Source organism: Roseibium sp. MB-4 (genome assembly GCF_053005265.1).
On record NZ_JBRKQB010000004.1, the window covers coordinates 585,049 to 601,141 of the forward strand.

General features: G+C 56.0%; 12 protein-coding genes. 8 read left to right on the top strand and 4 right to left on the bottom strand.

Translation table 11 applies throughout. The features are described from left to right. Nucleotides 1-17 precede the first annotated feature (17 nt). Both ACVDG4_RS22395 and ACVDG4_RS22400 read left to right on the top strand, forming a co-directional pair. Nucleotides 18-872 (top strand): carbon-nitrogen hydrolase family protein, encoded by an 855-nt coding sequence (locus ACVDG4_RS22395; RefSeq protein ID WP_447236732.1) that lies wholly within the window; start codon nucleotides 18-20, stop codon nucleotides 870-872. Then, complete coding sequence (locus tag ACVDG4_RS22400) at nucleotides 869-1,402, top strand: DUF1178 family protein (RefSeq protein ID WP_409687236.1); 534 nt, start codon at nucleotides 869-871, stop codon at nucleotides 1,400-1,402. Before ACVDG4_RS22395 ends, ACVDG4_RS22400 begins: the two co-directional genes overlap by 4 nt. 78 nt (nucleotides 1,403-1,480) lie before the next feature. Here the strand turns inward: ACVDG4_RS22400 and ACVDG4_RS22405 are convergent, their stop codons facing one another. The 3 genes from ACVDG4_RS22405 to ubiG all read right to left on the bottom strand — a co-directional run bounded on the left by ACVDG4_RS22405 (nucleotide 1,481) and on the right by ubiG (nucleotide 3,638). Further along, nucleotides 1,481-1,975, bottom strand: a complete 495-nt coding sequence (locus tag ACVDG4_RS22405) for a hypothetical protein (protein ID WP_447236733.1) — start codon at nucleotides 1,973-1,975, stop codon at nucleotides 1,481-1,483. Between the two features lie 206 nt (nucleotides 1,976-2,181). After that, nucleotides 2,182-2,877 (bottom strand): alpha/beta fold hydrolase, encoded by a 696-nt coding sequence (locus ACVDG4_RS22410; protein WP_447236734.1) that lies wholly within the window; start codon nucleotides 2,875-2,877, stop codon nucleotides 2,182-2,184. Then, a complete protein-coding gene (gene ubiG, locus ACVDG4_RS22415) occupies nucleotides 2,877-3,638 on the bottom strand; it encodes a bifunctional 2-polyprenyl-6-hydroxyphenol methylase/3-demethylubiquinol 3-O-methyltransferase UbiG (protein ID WP_447236735.1) in 762 nt (253 codons plus the stop codon). Before ubiG ends, ACVDG4_RS22410 begins: the two co-directional genes overlap by 1 nt. Nucleotides 3,639-3,829: 191 nt before the next feature. Between ubiG and ACVDG4_RS22420 the strand changes: the two genes are divergently transcribed. The 6 genes from ACVDG4_RS22420 to clpB all read left to right on the top strand — a co-directional run bounded on the left by ACVDG4_RS22420 (nucleotide 3,830) and on the right by clpB (nucleotide 13,294). Next, a complete protein-coding gene (locus ACVDG4_RS22420; protein ID WP_008196107.1) occupies nucleotides 3,830-5,080 on the top strand; it encodes an aspartate kinase in 1,251 nt (416 codons plus the stop codon). Nucleotides 5,081-5,149: 69 nt separating this feature from the next. Next, nucleotides 5,150-7,417: a phosphoenolpyruvate--protein phosphotransferase gene (gene ptsP / locus ACVDG4_RS22425; protein WP_133952134.1), complete on the top strand. Its 2,268-nt coding sequence runs from the start codon at nucleotides 5,150-5,152 to the stop codon at nucleotides 7,415-7,417. A gap of 53 nt (nucleotides 7,418-7,470) precedes the next feature. Beyond that, complete coding sequence (gene prfA, locus ACVDG4_RS22430; RefSeq protein WP_306149595.1) at nucleotides 7,471-8,544, top strand: peptide chain release factor 1; 1,074 nt, start codon at nucleotides 7,471-7,473, stop codon at nucleotides 8,542-8,544. 16 nt (nucleotides 8,545-8,560) lie between these two features. Beyond that, nucleotides 8,561-9,403, top strand: a complete 843-nt coding sequence (prmC, locus tag ACVDG4_RS22435; RefSeq protein WP_447236736.1) for a peptide chain release factor N(5)-glutamine methyltransferase — start codon at nucleotides 8,561-8,563, stop codon at nucleotides 9,401-9,403. Nucleotides 9,404-9,795: 392 nt separating this feature from the next. After that, nucleotides 9,796-10,464: a DUF4167 domain-containing protein gene (locus tag ACVDG4_RS22440; protein ID WP_447236737.1), complete on the top strand. Its 669-nt coding sequence runs from the start codon at nucleotides 9,796-9,798 to the stop codon at nucleotides 10,462-10,464. A gap of 232 nt (nucleotides 10,465-10,696) precedes the next feature. Then, nucleotides 10,697-13,294, top strand: a complete 2,598-nt coding sequence (gene clpB / locus ACVDG4_RS22445) for an ATP-dependent chaperone ClpB (RefSeq protein WP_447236738.1) — start codon at nucleotides 10,697-10,699, stop codon at nucleotides 13,292-13,294. 93 nt (nucleotides 13,295-13,387) lie between these two features. On the opposite strand, the gene ACVDG4_RS22450 is transcribed toward clpB, so the two are convergent. Then, the gene (locus ACVDG4_RS22450) at nucleotides 13,388-15,217 is read right to left on the bottom strand and encodes a M23 family metallopeptidase (protein ID WP_447236739.1); all 1,830 of its coding nucleotides are present in this window, start codon (nucleotides 15,215-15,217) and stop codon (nucleotides 13,388-13,390) included. Nucleotides 15,218-16,093: the final 876 nt, after the last annotated feature.

Below are 16,093 nucleotides of genomic sequence, written 5' to 3' on the forward strand. Positions count from 1 at the left end.
CTTTTGAGGATGAACGAATGGCCACCTTCAAAGCGGCATGTATTCAACTGCGCAGTGGTAAAGACATTGAGCAAAATGCAAGTGTTGCGGAGCAGTTGATCCGTCAAGCAGCCGAGGCTGGAGCGACCTACATCCAGACACCGGAAATGTCCAATGTTCTGGTCCGAAGCCGCGAAGAGCTGATGGAACGGATCGGGTCTGGCACTGCCGATCCATTCTTGAAGATGGCGCAACGGGTAGCCTCAGAGCTCAACGTGTCTCTTCATCTCGGTTCGTTGGCTGTCATGAAAGACAGCGGCAAAGTCGCCAACCGGGCTTTTTTCATTGGCACAGATGGCGCAATTCAAGCGTCCTATGACAAGATACACATGTTCGATGTCGATCTGCCAAATGGCGAGAGCTGGCGGGAGTCGGCAACTTATGACCCGGGTCAGGAAACGATATTGACGGATGCGCCCTTTGGGCGTGTTGGCATGGCTGTGTGTTACGATGTTCGCTTCCCAGCCGTCTTTCGTGAACAATCACGGCGCGGTGCGGAGATCCTGACCGCACCGGCAGCTTTCACTCGGCAGACTGGTGAAGCGCACTGGCATGTGCTACAGCGCGCCCGCGCAATCGAAAACGGCGCCTACATGATCTCCGCGGCCCAAGGCGGTGTCCATGAAGACGGCCGTGAGACCTACGGCCACAGCCTGATGGTCGACCCGTGGGGAAAGGTCATTGCCGAGCTGGATCATGATGAGCCGGATTTCATCGTCGCGGCTATTGAGACTGAGAATGTTGCCAAGGCAAGGGCGCGCATTCCCGCCATCGCAAACGAGCGGGCATTCGCGTCTCGTATTGCCCATGGTCTGAAGGAGATACCTGCGTGATTAAATACACGCTTGTTTGCGATGCACCGCACAGGTTTGAAGGCTGGTTCCGTAATTCGGAAGACTTTGACATGCAATGCGGCCGTGGCCTTGTGACATGCCCGGTCTGTAACAGCACAGATGTCAAGAAGGGTTTGATGGCGCCTGCTGTGTCGACGTCGCGGAAAAAGGACGCCATGGCGGTTCCTGATATCACTGAAACTGCGCCGCCTCCTCCAACCGCCGCGCCAGCATCCAGTTCACAGGTTCCAGCTTCTGCCAGTGACGTCAAACCGCAAGCTTCTGCGCTCATGCCCAATGATGTGCGTCAGAAAGAGATTGTAGAGGCATTGCGGCTGGTGCGTGCCAAAATGACAGAAAATTCTGAAAATGTTGGATCTTCTTTTGCCTCTGAGGCCCGCAAGATCCACTACGGCGAAGCGGAAGAACGAAATATCTACGGTGAAACCTCACCGAAAGAAGCGATGGACCTTATCGACGAAGGAATTTCCGTTCTTCCTCTGCCTGAGTTGCCTGACGACAAGAATTGACAAAGCTGCCGGTCGCAAAACACTGTGGCCGTCAAAGGTGGAAAGGCAGCTGTCGCGCTGAACCTCTCCGAATCCTGTTTATGACGTTGCAGCTGTCTTCCGGCGTGCTTTGGGCTTCTCGACTTCCTGCATGCTTTCTTCGACCGCCCTGCTGAGTTCGCTCACGGTCTCCATCGCTGTTTCGTTCAATTCTTCCGCGGCTGCAGCGTTCTCGGTGAAGCTCTCGCGCATCAAAGCGGCTTGCTTCTCAAAGTGCGCCTGATACTCGCTGGTCATTTTCGAATAGAAAGCCTGCAGTGTGGCAAAGGTTTCCTCTGGTGCCGTGCACTGGCTGAGTGATTTCGCACACTCAAAATCTTCGTGAAACCGGTGGTTTACAAAATCCATATGGTCTTCGAATGCCTTTCCGGCATGTGTCCACATGGTTTCTCCCATTTTCTGGAAACTGGCGACGGCCTTGGCTTCCATCCGGTCTTCGCGTTCGGCAAACGCCCAGTTGGAAAATGCGGGCATTGGCCATTCCGGCATCATGCCGGTGAGATCGAAACTTGTCGTATTACGTTTGGTTGGCATTGGACCCTCCGCTTGAAAATGGCTGTTCCGCGAACGCCGGCGGGGGAATTTTTAAGCCGGCGTTAGTTCCGGTTCGTGGACACTGCAATCTGAGCAGCGCCAAAACATTTTTTTTTGACTTTACGGCAGATATGCGGCCTAACTTTGATGCAGGTCAATTTTTCACTGCGGCATTTTGGACACTAAGCAAAGGCTAGAACCACTTCTCAGGCATCGTTCAAGAAATTGCGCAGTGCGCCGGTCACTTCATCCGGTTTTTCCAACGTGGAAAGATGTCCGCTACCTTCGATAATGGCCAGGCCGCTGTTCGGAATGAGCGAGTGTATTTCTTGCGCTAGCTCAGGAGGCGTCAGGGTATCGCCATCTCCGACCAGAACGAGCGAAGGGCAGGATATCTCATGAAGCCGTCGCCGCGCATCGGGTCGATGGATCAGTGCTGTCTGTTGGCGAATAAAGGCTTCTGGACCAGTGTCCGATGCCATCTCGACAACGATTTGTTTGAGATCTTGGTCGTCTTGCCGTCTCTCGTGGACAAACCCGGGAAAGAGCAGTTCAGGAACCTTTTCAAAGCTCCGTTCCCTGGTCAGTCTAATCAGGAACTCGCGCCGCTCTGTTTGTTCCGCAGTATCCGCACGCGCATTCGTATCCAGTAGCGCGAGCTTGCTAACCCGCTCCGGTGCCTCGCGCATGATTTCCATCGCGATATAACCGCCCATGGACAGGCCAATCAGAGAGAATCGCTCGGGCGCTTGTATCAATATGTTGGCCGCGATCGCTTCAATCCTGTCATGCTCGCGGTGATTGGCAACCATGATCGGACGGTCCGCGAATGCAACGATTTGTGGTGCGTACAGGGCTTCGGTGCACAGAAGACCTGGGACAAACAGAAGCGGATCGCTCATCAGGACGCCTTGGGCCGTTCGGCGAGCAGCATGTAGTTGACGTCCATGTCTCGCGAACGGGCCCAGGTGTCGGTGATGGGGTTAAAACTCACACCGGACCGGTCAATGATGGTCAGGCCTGCTGCGTTGAGAGGAGATTCGATTTCGGACGGTTTGACCAGTTTTTCGTAGGAATGCGTGCCCTTCGGCAGCCAACGCAAAACGTACTCCGCCCCCACAATTGCCAGAGCATAAGCCTTTAACGTCCGGTTGATTGTCGCAACGAACATGAGGCCACCTGGGCGGACCATTTGGCTCGTCGCATTGAGGAAAAGCGGGACATCAGCGACGTGCTCAACGACTTCCATGTTCAGAACGACGTCGAATGTTTCGCCGGCCTCGGCCAACGCTTCCGCTGTTTCGGCGCGGTAGTCGATGTCCAAGCCCGAGGATTGCATGTGGAGTTTTGCAACCTCTATGTTGGTTTCAGAGGCATCTGCGCCGACGACACCGGCTCCGAGCCGGGCCATCGGTTCGCTCAAGAGGCCTCCGCCACATCCGATGTCCAGAAACCTTAGGCCCTTAAACGCGTCCGGAGAGTTTAGATCTCGGTCGAATTGACGGCAGACCTCCTGTTTGATGTAGGACAGCCGTACCGGGTTGAATTTGTGCAGTGGTTTGAACTTGCCGGTCGGATCCCACCATTGATCGGCCAACGCGGAAAACCGGGCAACTTCATCACTGTCGATCGTTCCGTTGGTTTTTTGTGCCGTACTTGTCATCTGAAGACCCTTCATCGGAATGCCGGCGCGCGTCACTCCGTATATTTCAAAAGTGTTCTCTGTCGTTCCAAGGTCGCAGCCTATTTGTCAAGCCAACCTGTTGCAGCATCGCGACGCACCCTGTATGCATGTCCGCCGATCCAACAGGCGCGACCGGCGCCCCGGGAAGTCATAACTAGAATACGAGTGGTATGGCCCGACTGGTTTTAAAATTTGGCGGGACATCGGTTGCTGACCTCGATCGCATCCGCAATGTCGCACGCCACGTCAAACGGGAAGTGGACGCAGGTCACCAGGTCGCTGTTGTTGTGTCAGCAATGTCCGGGCAGACCAACAAGCTGGTTCAGTTCTGCCGTGACGCTTCACCGCTGCATGATGCCCGCGAGTATGACGCGGTCGTTGCTTCAGGCGAACAGGTGACTTCTGGCCTCCTGGCCATTGTCCTGCAGGACATGGGCGTCAATGCACGCTCTTGGCAGGGGTGGCAGGTGCCGATCAAGACGGACGAAAATCACGGTGCCGCGCGCATTCGTGAGATCGATGGTGCGTTCTTGACCGAGCGGCTTGAGCAAGGACAGGTGGCTGTTCTCGCCGGCTTTCAGGGCATTTCGCCGGACAACCGGATTTCGACGCTTGGCCGGGGCGGGTCCGACACCAGCGCGGTTGCGATCGCAGCGGCCATCAAGGCTGACCGGTGTGATATCTATACAGATGTTGACGGGGTCTACACCACCGACCCGCGGATCGTCCCGCAGGCACAACGCCTTGACCGCGTCTCGTTTGAAGAAATGCTAGAAATGGCGTCCCTTGGAGCGAAGGTTCTTCAGGTGCGGTCGGTTGAAATGGCCATGGTGCACGGTGTTCGCACATTTGTGCGGTCAAGCTTTGATGACCCGGATGCACCGCAGACTGGCCAGGACGGCCTTCCGGTAGGTACTCTTATTTGCGACGAGGATGAACTCGTGGAACAGCAGGTTGTCACCGGCATTGCATATGCCAAGGACGAAGCTCAGATCTCTATCCGTGACGTGGCGGACAAGCCGGGGGTCGCTCAATCCGTTTTCGGCCCGTTGGCGGATGCCAGCATCAACGTAGACATGATCGTTCAGAACATCTCTCCCGATGGCAAGACGACTGACATCACGTTCACGGTTCCTGAAGCGGATTTCGCCCGGGCGAAAAAAGTTTTGGAAGACAATCGCGATGAGATCGGTTTCCAAAACCTCGAGGGCGCAGCCGATGTGGTTAAAGTGTCCGTCATTGGCATTGGAATGCGGTCTCATGCCGGCGTCGCAGCCCAGTGCTTTAGCGGTTTGGCGAGCAAGGGCATCAACATCCGTGCGATCACGACCTCGGAAATCAAGATTTCCGTTCTTATCGATTCTGCCTATGCGGAACTTGCAGTCCGGACTCTCCATTCGCTATACGGTTTGGACGGATAAGAATCCGTGAGTCTGGTTTCGGCGTAGTCGAGACCGGGTTTTTGCTTAGCGGGATCACTCGGGGGCGGAATGCGCAGCAACCTAGCAGGACCGCGCCTATTGCTCCGCCGGCTCCGGGAAGTCATGGCGGAGCCCATCAAGGCGCAGGAGCGTCTCGACAAGATCGTTGTTCTGATCGCGTCGAACGTCGTCGCCGAAGTGTGTTCCGTTTATATTCTGCGTGCCGATGGGGTTCTTGAACTTTACGCCACTGAGGGCTTGAAGCGCGAAGCTGTTCACAATGCTTCATTGCGCGTTGGGGAAGGCCTGGTTGGTCTGATTGCGGCAGAGGCCCGTCCCCTTAATCTCCCAAATGCAAGTGCGCATCCCGGCTTCGCCTATTTGCCGGAAACCGGGGAAGAGGCTTATAACTCCTTCCTCGGCGTGCCGATCTTGCGGGCAGGGCGGACGCTTGGGGTTCTCGTTGTCCAGAACCAGTCTCACCGCACCTATCTCGAAGACGAGGTCGAAGCCCTTCAGACCACAGCCATGGTCATCGCGGAGATGGTTGCGGCTGGAGAGCTTGAGGCGATTTCACAGAAGGCAACCGGGTTGGATATGTCCCGGCCGATCGCCTCGTCAGGCGTTGGTTTGGCCGAAGGTGTTGGGTTGGGGCACGTGGTTCTTCATGAGCCGAGAGTTGTTGTCACCAATCTCATCTCAGAAGATGCAGACAAGGAAAAGCAACGGCTTGACGGTGCAATCAATCGTCTGAGGCTATCGATTGACGACCTTTTGGCCAGCGGTGAAATCGCTGCGACCGGCGAGCATCGCGAAGTGCTGGAAGCCTATCGCATGTTTGCCTACGACCGCGGCTGGATCCGGAAGATTGAAGAAGCGATCAAAAACGGTCTGACGGCGGAAGCCGCCGTTGAAAAGGTGCAGAGCGACACGCGTGCCCGGATGTTGCGGCAGACAGACCCGTACCTGCGCGAGCGCCTGCATGATCTTGACGATCTTGCGCATCGGTTGATCCGCGAATTGATGGGCCGCGAGCACGGCCCCGGGATCGACGAGCTGCCGCAGGATGCCATCATCATCGGCCGGAACATGGGCGCTGCCGAGCTATTGGATTATGGCCGCGACCGGATCAGGGGACTCGTTCTTGAAGAAGGTGGTCCAACCAGCCACGTGACAATTGTCGCAAGAGCGCTCGGCATTCCAGCTGTCGGTTTGGTCGATGACATCGTCAGCCTCGCCGATGGCGGCGATGCAATTATCGTTGACGGGGACACGGGCGAGGTTCATCTGCGCCCGGCTGCGGATCTTGAAAATGCGTATGCAGAAAAAGTCCGCTTCCGCGCCCGGCGACAGGCTCAATACCGGCGGTTGCGCAACAAACCGTCGGTCACCAAAGACGGCGTTGAAGTCGCCCTTCAAATGAATGCGGGCCTCCTGGTGGATCTGCCGCATCTGGAAGAGGCCGGTGCAGCCGGAATTGGGCTGTTTCGGACAGAACTCCAATTCATGGTGGCCTCGTCGTTTCCCAGGATGCGGGATCAGCAAGCCCAATATACTCAAATTCTGGATGCATCCGGCGGCAAGCCGGTCACGTTCCGATCGCTGGATATTGGCGGCGACAAGGTTCTCCCGTATCTCCGGTCTATTTTGGAGGAAAACCCGGCGATGGGCTGGCGTGCCCTGCGGCTCGGGCTCGACCGGCCCGGCCTGCTACGCACGCAGATCCGGGCCCTGCTGCACGCGGCGGCTGGGCGCGATTTGAAACTGATGTTTCCAATGGTTGTGGAAGTCGATGAATTCCTTCAGGCCCGCGGATTGGTCGAGAAAGAACTGAAACACCTGCGCCGTCACGGGCACCCGGTGCCGGAAACCATCCGTCTTGGAGTGATGGTAGAAGTGCCATCCCTTCTGTTCCAGCTTGAAGAACTGCTGGGCCATGTGGACTTTATTTCCGTCGGCTCCAACGATCTGTTCCAGTTCTTTTGCGCGGTAGACCGCGGCAACACTCGCGTTGCAGATCGTTTTGATCCCTTAAGCCCTCCATTCCTGAGGGCCTTGAAACAAATTGTGGATGCGGCAGATAAAGCGCATGTACCGGTGACACTGTGCGGCGAAATGGCTGGTAATCCGTTAGCGGCCATGGCACTGATCGGGCTCGGATATCGAAACTTGTCGATGTCGCCCGCATCCCTGGGGCCTGTCAAAGCCATGCTTCGGACTTTGGATGCCGGCAGATTGAGCGCGCGGCTGCTGTCAAGAATGGAGCCTGGGCATCGCGATAGCGATATACGGGCATTTTTGACCCGCTTTGCCGAAGAAATGGATGTTGCGCTTTAGCAGCTTGCCGAACCTAGCCACCCCATTTTGGGAATTCAGGAGACACAGCGCGTATGCTGGCGCGTCACAAACTCGATAACCTGCTCGATCGCTTTGCCGAACTTGAACACATGATGTCCGCCAATCCAGACCCGGCATCTTATGTGAAACTGTCCCGTGAATATGCCGGGCTTGAGCCTTTGGTCCTAAAGATCCGGGCCTTGGTCAAGGCAGAGGAAGACCTGAAGGGTGCTGAAGATCTGATCGAAGATCCGGCTACCGATCCTGAGATGCGGGAACTTGCGGAACTTGAACGGGACGAACTCTCCGAGAACCTTGAGCTTTTGACGCAGGATGTCCGCATCGGTTTGCTACCCAAGGATGAAGCCGACACCAACGATGCGATTTTGGAAGTCCGTGCTGGTACCGGAGGGGATGAGGCCGCGCTTTTTGCCGGTGATTTGTTCCGGATGTATCAGCGCTACGCCGAATTGCGCGGATGGAAAGTTGAAATTCTCTCCGCCAGTGAAGGTGAGGTTGGGGGCTTCAAGGAAGTCATTGCTTCCGTTTCCGGGGAAAATGTTTTTGCCCGGCTGAAATTCGAATCTGGGGTTCACCGCGTTCAACGGGTGCCTGCAACCGAATCCGGCGGGCGGATTCACACCTCCGCTGCTACTGTTGCGGTTCTTCCTCAAGCGGAAAACGTTGATATCGATGTTCAGGATAGCGATTTAAGGATCGATACCTTCCGGGCGTCCGGTGCGGGCGGCCAGCACGTCAACACGACGGATTCTGCGGTCCGCATAACGCACATCCCGACCGGGATCGTTGTCGCGGTTCAGGACGAACGTTCGCAGCACAAAAACAAGGCGCGGGCGATGCAGCTACTGCGCGCCCGGATCTATGATGAGGAGCGGGAGCGGGCTGCGAGCGAGCGCACCGAGGCGCGCCGTTTGCAAGTTGGGTCCGGGGACCGTTCAGAGCGCATCCGCACCTACAATTTCCCGCAAGGCCGGGTCACCGATCACCGGATTGGATTGACGCTCTATAAGCTTGATCAGATCATCGCCGGAGAAAGCCTTGATGAGGTGATCGAAGCCTTGATCCTGGATTACCAGGCAAACCTTTTGGCGTCGGAAGAAGCCTGATTCAAGAAGGCAGCTCATGAAAACCGGGGCGCTTTATCGCCAGATCCGCGATCAGTTCCGTAGCGGCAAACTGGAAACACCGGAACTGGATGCGAAACTCTTGGTCAGCGCCGCTTTGCGGATATCTGTCTCAGAGTTGTTGCTCAGCGAAAGCGAGGAGGTCCCGGATGCAGCAGCTGGTATCGCGTTGGAGTACGCAACGCAGCGGCTGAACGGAAAACCGGTTGGCCGGATACTTGGAGAACGTGAGTTCTACGGCCGGACCTTCCGGCTAAATCATGCGACCCTTGAGCCGCGTCCGGACACGGAAACCCTGATTGAAACTGTCCTGAAGGACTGTGATCCGGTCCGGCCGCTGACAATGTGTGACATTGGGACGGGAACAGGGGCCATCGCTGTGACCTTACTTGCCGAGTTGTCGAAAGCGATCATGGTTGCGGTCGACATCTCAGAAGCTGCGCTGGGCTGTGCAGCGAGCAATGCCGATAATCATGGGGTTGGTGACCGCTTTCTTCCCATTCGTGGTGACTATGCAGCCGCGTTGCAGCACGGATTTGACTGGGTGATAAGCAATCCCCCCTACATAGGCACGCCGGTTTTGAGTGAACTTTCCAAGGATGTGCTGCAGCACGATCCGATTCTTGCCTTGGATGGCGGCGCAGACGGCCTGCAAGCCTATCGGCAGATCGTTTCGCAGGCGGCTTCCATTTTGGTGCCGGGTGGGCGAATAGCTTTGGAAATAGGCTATGATCAGGGCGAAGAGTTGAAAAACCAGCTGCGTCATCATGGCTTTGAGGCAATTGATATCATTCAGGATCTTGGTGGGCGTGACCGGGTTGCAACAGCTCGCCGGGTTTAATGATCATGATTTAATCTTGCTGCGAAAAAGCACTTGGAAATCGTAGCGGAACGGGGTACGTTCGGCTTGCCGAGACCGGAGATGTGATAAGCGTTTAAGCGGGGCATACGCATCCGGCAACTTCACAAAATGTGCTGACTTGCGCAGTGAATGTAGTTGTCAATCGGGCTAACCGGTTTTTGGACTGTCGGAGAAAAAGACATGGGCACTGGCTTTCAGCCGGGCTTCCAGCGTCTGACTTTTCATTGACAGCTGCAGGCCATCACGGGTTGGTTTCGGCGCGTATTTCGTATCGGTTTAAAGATATTCCGATGTTTGGTCGGCCATGGGCTGACCGCCGTTCCTTAAGAGAAAACGGCAGGATGAGACCAGGAAATCAAAGCAATAAGCGTATGCGCGGACGGGGCCGCAAGGGACCTAATCCGCTAACCCGGACTTATGAATCCAACGGTCCTGATGTGAAAATCCGCGGCACAGCGATGCATATTGCGGAGAAGTATCAGCAGCTTGCCCGCGATGCACAGGCATCGGGCGACCGGGTGATGTCCGAGAATTACAATCAGCATGCTGAGCACTATCTCCGTATTGTAGCGGCTGCACAGCCGCCGCAGCAGAACACGCAGCACACTGCGCGTCATGAGGCGGACGACAACCAGGATCAGGCAGCCGTAAACGGCTCTGGCGGATCTCAAGGCAGTGACCAGCCGTCAAAGCCATCCGCAGATAACACCGTTGTTGATGGAGATGCTCCGCAGCCGTTTATCGACAACATGCCGGTGATTGACCAGGAAGGCCAGGTGAACGGGGCAGCTCAGGCGTCTGATGAAGCCGGCGAAGCTGAAGAGAAGCCGCGCCGCCGGACCCGGACGCCACGGACCCGTACCCCGCGCAAAGCTGCATTAGAGGCTGGGTCCGAAAATGAAGCACAAGCTGGTGCCGGCGGTCCTGAAGCTGCGGATGAAGGCGAAGAGCAACCAAAACCACGGCGCCGGACAACCCGGACACGTCGCACCAAAGCAACGGAAGATACACCTTCCGAAACGGCTGCGGCTGGTGAATGACGCCAGCGTCAAACAAGCTCTGAATGATAAGAAAACGGCGTCCATTTGGGCGCCGTTTTTATTTTGCCCGGCAATCGGGCAGTAATTTGGTGCAGGGGGCTTTTGTGATTAAAATGCAACACTATATTGGGTAGGCAGTGCTTTACGAGGCTGCGCAGATGCCCGCCAAGGGGTCTGAAACTCAAAAACGTTCCCCACGCTTCGGGTGGTGCGGACGGGAAGGGGATTGCACATGAACTTTGAAAAATATACCGAACGGGCCCGTGGGTTCGTTCAATCTGCCCAGACATTTGCATTGGGCCGTGGCCACCAGCAATTTACTCCGGAACATGTTCTGAAGGTCCTTCTGGATGATCCGGAAGGTATGGCGAGCGGTTTGATCAGCCGGGCTGGCGGAGATGCAAAAGCGCTCAAGGGCGATCTTGAAGGCATTCTCGACAAAATGCCGAAAGTCTCCGGTGGCTCTGGTCAGCTTTACATGCACCAGGCAACCGCGCGGCTGTTTGATCAGGCAGAAAAGATAGCTGACAAGGCCGGCGACAGTTTCGTGACTGTCGAGCGTCTGTTGCTGGCTCTGGCCATGGATGCAGACAGCGAAGCTGGCAAGTTGTTCAAACGTCACGGCATCACGCCGAATGCCTTGAATGAAGCTGTCAATCAGTTGCGCCAAGGCCGAACGGCTGACAGTGCGACGGCTGAAAACCAGTATGAAGCTTTGAAAAAATATGCCCGGGACCTGACCGAGGTGGCGCGGGACGGAAAACTTGATCCGGTGATTGGCCGCGACGAGGAAATCCGCCGCACGATTCAGGTCTTGTCACGGCGGACGAAAAACAACCCCGTTTTGATCGGTGAGCCGGGCGTTGGCAAAACCGCGATTGCGGAAGGTTTGGCGCTCCGGATCGTCAACGGCGATGTTCCCGAGTCCTTGAAGGATAAACAGCTTCTCGCGCTCGACATGGGGGCTCTGATCGCTGGTGCAAAGTACCGCGGTGAATTTGAAGAGCGTCTGAAATCCGTCTTGTCTGAGGTTGAGGCCGCAGCTGGTGGCATCATTCTCTTCATCGACGAAATGCATACGCTTGTTGGTGCGGGCAAGGCGGATGGTGCTATGGATGCATCGAACCTCCTGAAGCCTGCGCTCGCCCGCGGAGAGCTGCACTGTGTCGGGGCCACGACGCTCGATGAGTACCGCAAACACGTTGAAAAGGATGCAGCGCTTGCCCGCCGTTTCCAGCCGGTTTTCGTAACCGAACCGACAGTGGAGGACACGGTTTCGATCCTGCGCGGGATCAAAGAGAAGTATGAATTGCATCACGGTGTGCGCATCACCGACTCGGCAATTGTTTCGGCGGCATCGCTGTCAAACAGATATATCACGGACCGGTTCCTGCCGGACAAAGCCATCGATCTTGTGGACGAGGCGGCCAGCCGCTTGCGGATGCAGGTGGATTCCAAGCCGGAAGAACTCGACGAATTAGACCGTCGGATCATCCAGCTCAAGATCGAACGGGAAGCTTTGAAGACAGAAAGCGACGAAGCGGCCAAGGACCGCCTTGGAAAGCTTGAAAAGGAACTGACCGAACTGGAGGAGCAGTCCCAGACACTTACCAGCCGTTGGCTTGGGGAGAAGGAAAAACTGAACCTTGAGCAGAAGATCAAGGAGCAGTTGGAACAGGCCCGGATCGATCTGGAGATCGCACAGCGTCAAGGTGATTTGGCGAAGGCCGGGGAACTGGCTTACGGGGTTGTTCCGGATCTGGAACGCAAACTGGCTGTCGCTGAAGCGTCCGAGGACAGTGACGCGATGGTGGATGAGGCGGTCACTCCGTCACACATCGCCCAGGTCGTATCCAAATGGACGGGCATTCCGGTCGACAAGATGCTGGAGGGCGAGCGTGAAAAGCTGCTCCGGATGGAAGACGTTCTCGCTGGCCGAGTGATTGGTCAGAGCGAAGCGATTCATGCGGTTTCGACCGCCGTGCGGCGGGCGCGCGCCGGGCTTCAGGATCCGAACCGGCCGATCGGGTCGTTCATGTTCCTTGGACCTACGGGGGTTGGTAAAACCGAACTCACCAAGGCTTTGGCCAGCTTTCTGTTCGACGATGACAGCGCAATGGTGCGCATCGATATGTCGGAATACATGGAGAAACACTCTGTTGCCCGGTTGATCGGCGCCCCTCCCGGCTACGTCGGATACGAGGAAGGTGGTGCTCTCACCGAAGCGGTTCGTCGGCGTCCGTATCAGGTCGTGCTCTTTGATGAAATCGAAAAAGCGCACTCCGATGTCTTTAACGTGCTGCTGCAGGTCCTCGATGATGGCCGCTTGACGGATGGTCAGGGCCGGACTGTGGACTTCAGGAACACGCTGATCATCATGACCTCGAACCTCGGATCAGAGTTCCTGGTCAACCAGCCTGAAGGCGAAGACAGTGACGCGGTACGCACTGAGGTAATGTCTGTGGTCCGCGGGCATTTCCGTCCGGAGTTCCTGAACCGACTTGATGAGATTGTTCTCTTCCATCGGCTGCAGCGGTCTCAGATGTCGGCGATCGTTAAGATTCAGCTTGAGCGCTTGCGCGGTCTTTTGACTGACAGGAAGATTACGCTCAATCTGGACGATGGGGCCCTCGGCTGGTTGGCTCAAAAAGGGTACGATCCTGCTTATGGTGCGCGCCCGCTGAAGCGGGTGATCCAAAAGGATGTCCAGGATCCGTTGGCTGAGAAACTGCTCGCCGGTGATGTGCTGGATGGGCAGACAGTGAATGTGTCTGCGGGCACGGACCGCCTGCTGTTTCAGGTGGCAGGCGCTGATAGCCAAGCCGCATAACCGAAGCGCAGCTTGAGATAAGTTAAAGCCCGCGGAGCAGCTGCTTCGCGGGCTTTTCAATTTCTCCGATCTCTGCTCTTTACGCAGGCCGTTTTAATTCAATGACGCGATCCGGGAAGGCTTGCGGGCTCTGTCGAGCAAGGTGTCGATCCGGTAGCGCTCCGCCTCAAAGGCTGTGCGCAGTTCGCCGTCCAAGGTCCGCCCCTTTGGCAACTTGATCCGCATTGGGTCCATAAAGCGGCCGTTGACGAGTACTTCGTAGTGCAGATGCGGACCAGTCGACAGGCCAGTGGAGCCTACATATCCGATAACGGTGCCTTGGTTGACCCTGGCACCCTCTCGGATCCCTTTGGCGAACCCGGTCAAGTGACTGTAGGTGGTTACATAGCCGTTCGTATGCTGCAGCTCGATACGCCGCCCGTATCCGGAACTCCAACCGGCTTTCTTGATTGTCCCATTGCCAGCCGCGAAAATCGGGGTGCCACGTGGCGCTGCCCAGTCCACACCACGGTGCATCTTCGTGTATCTGTGAATTGGGTGGCGGCGCATGCCGAAGCCAGACCTGAATTTGCCGCCGTTCAACGGTTTCCGGATCAGGAATTTCTTTGCGCTCTGGCCAGAGTCGTCATAAAAGTCGATGACATTGTCATCCGGCGTCCGGTAGCGGTAAAACTCGCGGTTTGTATTTCCGGTTTTCAAAGACGCATAAAGGATTTTCGGCGGGCCGCCGGCTTCGCTTTCGGTAAAGAACAGCTCAAGTGCGTCACCAGGCTGGACTCGGGCATTGAAATCGACATCAAACGAGAACATCCGGATGAGATCGTCGATGATTGCTTCCGGCATGTCCTGTTCGAGGGCCGTCTGGTAAAGGCTGTCGTAGATTGCGGGCGTCGGACCGCCATAGGAAATTCGGTCGGCCTCTTCAAACGCATTCGCCAAAAACGTGTCGGGTTCTTTGGCTTCGATGTAGGATCCGCTGTCGGACCGGGCCACAGTCGCCTGATGTTCGGTATCTGTGTACAGACTGATCCGTTCCGGACGCATTCGCTCCAGATTTTCCGGATCCGGTGCATACGCGATCCGCAGCCGTTGACCATCCTCGATTTCCGTAAAGCCGAAAACATCTCGGAATGCATCATTGATGATAGCGGCTTCCGTATCAGTGGCCTCGTGTTCCAGCAACAGATCAGCGAGGTCTTGGCCCGAGCTCAATGGGATGATTTTTTCATCCATGCCGGCAAACCGGATTTCTTCCTCCCGTTTGGAGACGAAGGAGACGTTTTCCGGCGTGATGCGCACGGCGAACCGCTCGAGATCGGGCTGAAGCGCAAGGTTGAAGTCAAAACGGCCCGGATCAACCAGTGTCTTTGCGGCCATCTCAACCGTGTCGATCGACATGGTGCGTGCGATTTCGCGCACGGAGAGTTCAATCTCGGTTTCAGTGGGGGTCGCATCCAAGGCAATCGAGTTGCTTTGTGATGGGAACGCGGTCAGACTGATACTGACTTCACTTTCAAGCTTTGCCCCATAGCTGGAGTCGGCCAAGAGTAACGTTTCAGCTCCAGGTGCCCCGCCGTCGTCGTTCAAATCCTGATTGTCTGCAAACATTGCCATCGGATTGAAATCGGGGATGAGTTGGGCGAGATCCGGATCGGACCGGGTCGCAAGGCTGGCACTTACGAAAATATGAGGTTGCACCCGGATATTTTCGCGCTCCCCAACTCGGGTTACCACATTGACGTCAAGCACCTGTTTGTTGGAATACTCGGTGGCGGTTCGAAGCACCCGGTCGCCCTTCGACCCACGCCCGCCAGTTTCGAGATAACCGTTGGCACCAAGTTCAAACGATGGTGTGGCTGCAACACTGTACTGTCCGTCCAATGCGGCCGTAAGCGCGCCGCCCATCAAGACCAGAGATGTCACGCCTGTTAGAACAGTTCCGGTCAACCACCTGAAAGAGACTTGCCGACGGTCCGGCAATCCCTGCCCTGCCTCATAGGACCGAAGGGGAGGTTCATTCCCGAGGTCAATTTGCGATCGTTGATGGTTATGGAAGGGCCCAAGATGCATGTGTAACCGGTCCGGTCCTTTCAATCGCTCAATGAAGCGGTGCTGCAAATATAAAGCGGTGTGCGCCCTGCAGGTTAACAGCTGAAGACGCTAAATGCCGGTTTTCGGCAAAAACGTCAAACATTCATCTTCAGAAATTACCCTGATTGCCCGAGAAATAAGGGCCTATGTCTGAAATCCGGCATAAATATGTTACTAGAAGACCGGCATTTGTGACGAGAAACCGGAGGCCCCAATTAGGCTAATACAGTCGAACTGGTCCGACATTATATATAAACGCCTCTGGGGCCGGGCTTTTGCCAAGTGTGAGAGCAGGCTTCGATACATACATATGAGGCGAGCTAGAAGGGCCCGGTGTCTTTCATAAGACATTGTAAAAACAAACAATTCCAGCATTTCTGTTTTTTGTGAATCTTTTTTGACAAACTGTGTTGACTCCAACTGGGGCGATGCGTATAACCGCCTCCATCGACGGCGGCGCTGCTGACGCGGCGCTCTTCACCGTCGGTTCTACCGAAAGATTTGAACCAAACGCCTCAACAAGGCCTCGGCTCTGTGTCTTCCGGTGTCGGCAATTCAAGCCGCATTCGCTCCGGTGAATGGTTCATTGACAATTTGATATTTGAAGGAAGGGAAGCGTAGGCGGCGTTGGTCTTGCGATGCTTGGGTCTTTAGGGGCTTGAGTGTTTTAAGAGTTACGCAGGTACGCTGATCTTTCAGACAAGGAAG

Bases quoted from the DNA above. Each gene is read 5' to 3' on its own strand.
- ACVDG4_RS22410 (WP_447236734.1), bottom strand. From the start codon at position 2,877: ATGAGCGATCCGCTTCTGTTTGTCCCAGGTCTTCTGTGCACCGAAGCC.
- ubiG (WP_447236735.1), bottom strand. From the start codon at position 3,638: ATGACAAGTACGGCACAAAAAACCAACGGAACGATCGACAGTGATGAA.
- ACVDG4_RS22395 (WP_447236732.1), top strand. From the start codon at position 18: ATGGCCACCTTCAAAGCGGCATGTATTCAACTGCGCAGTGGTAAAGAC.
- ptsP (WP_133952134.1), top strand. From the start codon at position 5,150: ATGCGCAGCAACCTAGCAGGACCGCGCCTATTGCTCCGCCGGCTCCGG.
- ACVDG4_RS22440 (WP_447236737.1), top strand. From the start codon at position 9,796: ATGCGCGGACGGGGCCGCAAGGGACCTAATCCGCTAACCCGGACTTAT.
- prmC (WP_447236736.1), top strand. From the start codon at position 8,561: ATGAAAACCGGGGCGCTTTATCGCCAGATCCGCGATCAGTTCCGTAGC.
- clpB (WP_447236738.1), top strand. From the start codon at position 10,697: ATGAACTTTGAAAAATATACCGAACGGGCCCGTGGGTTCGTTCAATCT.
- prfA (WP_306149595.1), top strand. From the start codon at position 7,471: ATGCTGGCGCGTCACAAACTCGATAACCTGCTCGATCGCTTTGCCGAA.
- ACVDG4_RS22405 (WP_447236733.1), bottom strand. From the start codon at position 1,975: ATGCCAACCAAACGTAATACGACAAGTTTCGATCTCACCGGCATGATG.
- ACVDG4_RS22420 (WP_008196107.1), top strand. From the start codon at position 3,830: ATGGCCCGACTGGTTTTAAAATTTGGCGGGACATCGGTTGCTGACCTC.